The sequence below is a fragment of the Inquilinus sp. genome (assembly GCF_057815775.1).
In genome coordinates, this window is the sequence record NZ_JBYRFX010000745.1 from 1 (window position 1) to 6063 (window position 6063).

Consider the following 6063-nt stretch of genomic DNA (forward strand, 5'->3'; position numbering starts at 1 on the left):
CGAAACCGGCCCGGCGCAGCACGCCGAACAGCGGCTCGTCGGCCTCCGCCGTGTCCAGCGATCCCGGCGCCTCTGTGGTGTTGAAGTCGCCGCCCAGCACCACGCCGTCGCCGGCCGGCACCAGCCGGTCGATCGCCGCCACCAGCCGTTCGGCCTGGCGGCCGCGGTCGGCGGCGTCGCTGTGGCTTTCGAGATGGGCGGCGACCAGCCACAGCGGCTGCGGCGTGTCCAGTCGCGCCGCCATCGCCATGCGGCCACCCAGCCGGCGCTGGCTGCCGGTGCGGCCGGCGAACCAGGTGCCGCCGGCGTCGAGCGGGATCAGCACCGGGTCGACCAGCCGGTGGCGGCTGAGGATGGCGTTGCCGTGCAGCCCGCCGCGGTTGTCTTCCTCGGCATGCCACCGGCATTCGCGGGAATCGCCGAGGCCGAGTTCGACGAACTCCACGCCATAGGCCCAGCCCATGCCCAGCGCCTCGCCCAGGTCGCGCACGGTGTGCCGGTTGCCGGACCGGGCCATGCCGATATCGGCCTCGGTCAGCAGCACCACATCGGCCTCGGCGGCGCGCAGCAGGGCGGCGGAGGGGCCGTGATACTTCAGCCGCTCCGCATTCCAGGCCACGATTCGCAGCCGTTGCGGCAGGGGCCTTTCCACAGGAGCGGAGCGATGCTCGAGCCCGGTCAGCGCCGGGACCTGGGCGGCGTAGCGGTCATGGGCGTCGTCCGGCGCCATGGCGGCGTCGGCCAGCAGGATCGGGTCCGGGGCCGGCAGCACGCCGACCCGCCGGGTGATGATGTCCCGCATGGTCCGGTCAGGCCGCCAGCGCCTGGTGGTTGCACAAAGCGGCCAGCCGCCGGGCGCGGGCCAGGCTCTCGGCCAGCTCGGCGGCGTAGCGGTCGCCGTTGAGCTCCAGGATCAGGGTGGTGCCGGGATGGAAGCGCAGCTCGGTGAAGATCTCGTCCCAGGGAATGTCGCCCCAGCCGAGCGGCAAATGCAGGTCGCCGATGCCCAGCGCCACTTCCTCCGACCGCTCGAAGAACCGGGTCATGCTGTAGGGCCGGCCGAAGCTGTCATGCACATGGAGGTGGCCGGTGGCGGCGGCCATGCTGCGGATCTGGTCGCGCCAGTCCAGGCCGCGCCGGGTGCTTTCGATATAGGCGTGGCTGAAGTCGATCAGGCCGCACAGGCTGGGGTGGCCGACGGCGCGCACCGTGTCCGCCACCTCGGCCGGGGTCTGGCGGTATTCGTGGTCGCCCATGGCGAAGATGTTCTCGAAGGCCAGGCGCACGCCGTAGCCGCGCGCGGCCTCGGCCAGCTCGGCCAGCGCCTCGCGCTCCAGGTCGTCCAGCCGCTCGCGGCCGGCCGCGTCGGTCATCGGCGCCTGGCCGGCATGATGGACCAGCACGGTGGCGCCGACCTGGTCGCACAGCTCCAGCATCGCCCGCACCACCGCCTTCTGCAGCGGCAGATGCGCCTCATCCATGAAGTTGGACACGATCTGGCCGTGCACGGTGTAGCGCAGGTCGTGCCGGCGGCAGATCTGCTCCAGCTTGTGCACCCGGTCGGGAAGCAGCCGGCCGCCGGTGATGAGGTCTTCGCCATACAGCGACAGCTCGGCGGCGTCGGCGCCGATCTCGGCCAGCGAGGCCAGGGTGGCGTCGAGCCGCGACAGGTCGCCCTTGCCGCTGACGCCGGTGGAAAAGCCGATGGCGGTGATGATGTCGATCGAGGTCATGATGTCTCTCGCGGTTCAGGCGGCGGTGGCGACGGCGCTGCGGTGGCCGGTGGTCAGTTCGGCATCCAGGCGCAGGCCGCTGTGCGGGTCGAAGAAATGCAGCTGGGCTGCGGGCAGGCGCAGCCCCACCGGTTGGCCCGGCGTGTAGTTGGCATCGGCGCCGGTGGCGACGGCGAAGGACAGCCCGTCGATATCGGTGTGGACGACGCGGCCAGCGCCCAGCTCCTCGATGAAGTCGACGGTGGCGACCAGCGCCTCGGGCACGTCGACCGGCACGATTTCCACCGCCTCGGGCCGGATGCCCAGCGCGGCACCACGTTCGACGAAATGGCGACCGAAGCTGGGATCGATCGCGATCTCCTGGTGCTCGTCGAAGCGGAACAGGCCGGGTTCGACGATGCGGCCCTCGATGAAGTTCATCGCCGGCGACCCGATGAAGCTGCCGACGAAGCGGCTGCGCGGCCGGTTGTAGATCTCGGCCGGGCGGCCGATCTGCTCGACCACGCCCTTGTTCATCACGATCAGCACGTCGGCCAGGGTCATCGCCTCGACCTGGTCATGGGTGACGAAGACCGAGGTGGCGCCCAGGCGACGATGCAGGCGGCGGATCTCGACCCGCATCTGCACCCGCAGCTTGGCGTCCAGGTTCGACAGCGGCTCGTCGAACAGGAACACCTCCGGCTCGCGCACGATGGCGCGGCCCATGGCGACGCGCTGGCGCTGGCCGCCGGACAGGGCGGCCGGCTTGCGGTCGAGGAAATCCTCGAGCCCGACCAGCTTCGCCACCGCCTGCACCTTGGCGTGGCGTTCGGCCTTCGGTATCCCGGCCACCTTCAGCGCATAGCCCATGTTCTGGGCCACGGTCATGTGTGGGTACAGGGCGTAGTTCTGGAACACCATGGCGCAGCCGCGCTCACGCGGCTCCAGTGTGTTCACCACCCGGCCGGCGATGGCGATCTCGCCCTCGGTGATGTCCTCCAGCCCGGCGATCATGCGCAGCAGGGTGGACTTGCCGCAGCCGGAGGGCCCGAGGATGACCGCGAAGGTGCCGGACGGCAGGTCCAAATCGACGCCGTGCACCACGGGGGTCTTGCCGTAGCTCTTGCGGACGCCGCGGATGGCGATGGTGGCCATGGGCTCTCTCCTCACTTCTCCGTGGCGATCAGGCCGCGCACGAACCAGCGCTGCATCAGCGCCACCACCAGCAGCGGCGGCAGCATCACGATCAGGGTTCCGGCCATCACCACATGCCATTCCGGCAGCCCGCCCGTGACCGGCGGGATCAGCCGCTTCAGCTCCACCGCCGCGGTGCCGTAGGCCGGGTCGGTGGTGACCAAGAGGGGCCACAGGTACTGGTTCCAGCTGTAGACGAACAGGATGGCGGCCAGCGCCAGCATGTTGGTGCGCGACAGCGGCATCAGGATCTCGACGAAGAAGCGCATCGCCCCGGCGCCGTCCATCTTCGACGCTTCCAGCAACTCGTCCGGCACGGTCATGAAGAACTGGCGGTAGAGGAAGGTCCCGGTCGCGGTGGCCACCAGCGGCAGGATCATGCCGGGGTAGGAGTTCAGCAGGTTCCATTCGAGATGGACCTGGATGCCGGTGACCCAGGCGATCACGTCGGACAGGCCGGTGGCGTCGAGGATGGCCTGGAACGGCGCCAGCGCATTCGCCGCGATGGCGTAGGTCGGCACGATGCGGACCTCCAGCGGCAGCATCAGCGTGGTGAAGATCAGCCAGAACGCCAGCATCCGGGCGCGGTAGCGGAAGAACACGATCGAGAAGGCGGTCAGCGCCGCCAGCGCGATCTTGCCGACCGTCACGCCGATCGAGACGACCAGGCTGTTGACCAGGGACCGGCCGAAATCGCCACGGCCCCAGGCCTCGGCCAGGTTGTCGAGCAGATGCGTGCCCGGGACCAGGCTCATCGGCACCTGGTTCACGCCGCGCAAATCCTTGGTCGCGGCGACCAGCACGATGACGAAGGGCAGCAGCACCAGGACCAGCCCTTCGATCAGGATCAGGTGGGTCAGCGCGTTCAGCACGGGGGTGCGTTCGATCATCTCCGCCTCCGTCAGCCGTAATGCACGCGCCGTTCGACCCAGCGGAACTGGACGAAGGTCAGGATCATGACCAGCAGCATCAAGACGATGCTCTGGGCGGCGGCACCGGAGTAGTCGAGGCCTTTGAAGCCGTCGAAATAGATCTTGTAGACCATGACCTCGGTGCCCTTGGCCGGGCCGCCCTGGGTCATGATGTCGACGATGCCGAAGCTGTCGGTGAAGCTGCCGGTCAGGTTGATCACCATCAGGAAGAACAGCGTCGGGGCGATCAGCGGCAGCTGGATGTCGCGCATCCGGCGCAGGGCGCCCGACCCGTCCATGGCGCTGGCCTCGATCAGGCTGCGCGGGATCGACTGCAGCCCGGCCAGGAAGAAGATGAAGTTGTAGCCGATCCAGATCCAGGCATGGCACAGCACCACCATGACCAGGGCCTGGGGGCCGTTCAGCAGCGGGTCCCACAGCCCGGGCCACAGCCGGTTCACCGCGCCGATCATCCCGCTCTCGGGCGAGAAGATGAAGCTGAAGGCGACCGCCGCGGCCGGGGCGGCGATGGCATAGGGCCAGACGAAGATCGAGCGATAGGCGCGGAAGCCACGCAGCTGGCGGTCGACGAACAGCGCCAGCGTCAGGGCGCCGCCCATGGCGATGGCGGTGGCCAGCAGGGCGTAGGCGAAGCTGACGCCGATGGAATTCCAATAGGCGCCGTCGCTGAAGATCGCCTCGAAATTCTCCAGCCCGACCCAGCTGTTGCCGCCGCCCCAGGGCTGCTCCAGCGTGAACGCCCAGTACAGCGCCTGGGCAGTGGGCCAGTAGAAGAACAGGAACACCAGCAGCAGCTGCGGCGCGATCAGCAGCCAGGCCAGCGTCCGGTTCTTGAAGAAGGCGCGTTTTTCCATGGGGTCAGGCTGGCCGGTATCGCTCGTGAAGGAAGGTCATCGCCCGAGCTTCCATTTGCTGTCATTGCCGGGCTTGACCCGGCAATCCAGGGGCCACCGAGAACGGTTCCGGCAGCCCCTGGATCCTCGGGTCAAGCCCGAGGATGACAGTGAAAAATCAGGTGATGACAGGACGGGATACGGGTCAGAGCAGCTGCTTGCCCTGGTAGGTCTTCTCGAACCGGCGCAGCACGGCGTTGCCGCGCGCCACCGCCTGGTCGAGGCCTTCCTGGACCGAGACCTTGCCGGCGATGATCGCCTGCAGCGCGTCCTGCACCTCCTTGCGGATCTGCACGTAGCCGCCGAGGCGGATGCCGCGCGAGACCTGGGTGGTCGGGGTGAAGGTCAGGCTTTCGATCGCCACTTCACGGCCCTTGTAGGGGGCCTTGTCGTAGAAGCCGGCGGCCTTCATCGCCTGGAAGCCGGAATTGGTCACCGGGATGTAGCCGGTAACGGTCGACCACCATTCGACCGAGGAGGGCTGGGCGAGGAAGTTCAGGAACGCCGCGGCGCCCTTGTATTCGCCATCGGACTTGCCGGCCAGGACCCACAGCGAAGCGCCGCCGACCAGGGAGTTGCGGCGCTCGGTGCCGGCCCAGACCGGCAGCTTGGCCACGTCCCAATGCATGTCTGGCTTGGCCAGCTTGCCGATGGTGCCGTGGTCGCCGACCGAGGTCTGGATCATCTGGCAGGCGCCGGAGGAGAAGCTGTCGACGACATCCTGGGTGTCCTGGACGCCGCCCTTGGCCTTCAGCACGAAGATGCCTTCGTCGTACATCTTCTTGATGAAGGTGACCTGGTCGACGAACTTGGTCTTGTTGAACACCAGCTCGGCATCCAGCCCGTCATAGCCGTTGTTCTCGGTGGCGATCGGCTGGTTGTGGATGGCCGAGAACTGCTCCAGGTTGGTCCAGGGGTCGAAGTTGAACGCGAACGGGCAGTCGTAGCCGGCGGCCTTCAGCTGGCGCGAGATCTGCTCGACGTCTTCCCAAGTCTCCGGCGCCTTGTCGCGGCCGATCTTGGCGAAGGCGTCCTTGTTCCAGTAGAACAGCGCCGTCGAGGAATTGAAGGGGAACGACTCCAGCTCGCCCTTCGACGTCGCGTAATAGTTCGCGATCCCGGCGAAATAGTCGTCCCACTTGATGTCGTAGCCGTTGTCGGCCATCAGCTTGCGGGCCGGGACGAAGGCGCCGGACAGCATCAGGTCCAGCGTGCCGGCATCGAACACCTGCACCACGGTCGGCTGCTTCTGCGCGCGATAGGCGGCGATGGCGTTCTGCACCGTGTTCGGATAGCCGCCCTGGCCGACGCAGACCGCCTGGTAGTCCGGCT

General features: G+C 68.0%; 6 protein-coding genes. All 6 read right to left on the minus strand.

The features are described from left to right. The coding region (locus AC3XYG_RS26160; RefSeq protein WP_489142805.1) for an endonuclease/exonuclease/phosphatase family protein at positions 1-802 on the minus strand (802 nt) is incomplete at its 3' end. Between the two features lie 7 nt (positions 803-809). After that, positions 810-1733, minus strand: coding sequence for a TIM barrel protein (locus AC3XYG_RS26165; protein ID WP_489142806.1), 924 nt, complete (start codon positions 1731-1733; stop codon positions 810-812). A gap of 15 nt (positions 1734-1748) precedes the next feature. Beyond that, on the minus strand, positions 1749-2867 hold the full coding sequence (ugpC, locus tag AC3XYG_RS26170) for a sn-glycerol-3-phosphate ABC transporter ATP-binding protein UgpC (RefSeq protein WP_489142807.1): 1119 nt from the start codon (positions 2865-2867) through the stop codon (positions 1749-1751). An 11-nt stretch (positions 2868-2878) separates the two neighbouring features. Then, entirely contained in the window at positions 2879-3796 is a 918-nt protein-coding gene (locus AC3XYG_RS26175; protein WP_489142808.1) for an ABC transporter permease subunit, read from the minus strand. A gap of 11 nt (positions 3797-3807) precedes the next feature. Then, the gene (locus AC3XYG_RS26180; protein WP_489142809.1) at positions 3808-4692 is read right to left on the minus strand and encodes a carbohydrate ABC transporter permease; all 885 of its coding nucleotides are present in this window, start codon (positions 4690-4692) and stop codon (positions 3808-3810) included. 184 nt (positions 4693-4876) lie between these two features. Further along, positions 4877-6063 (minus strand): extracellular solute-binding protein (locus AC3XYG_RS26185; RefSeq protein WP_489142810.1); only part of this gene is annotated, 1187 nt, incomplete at its 5' end.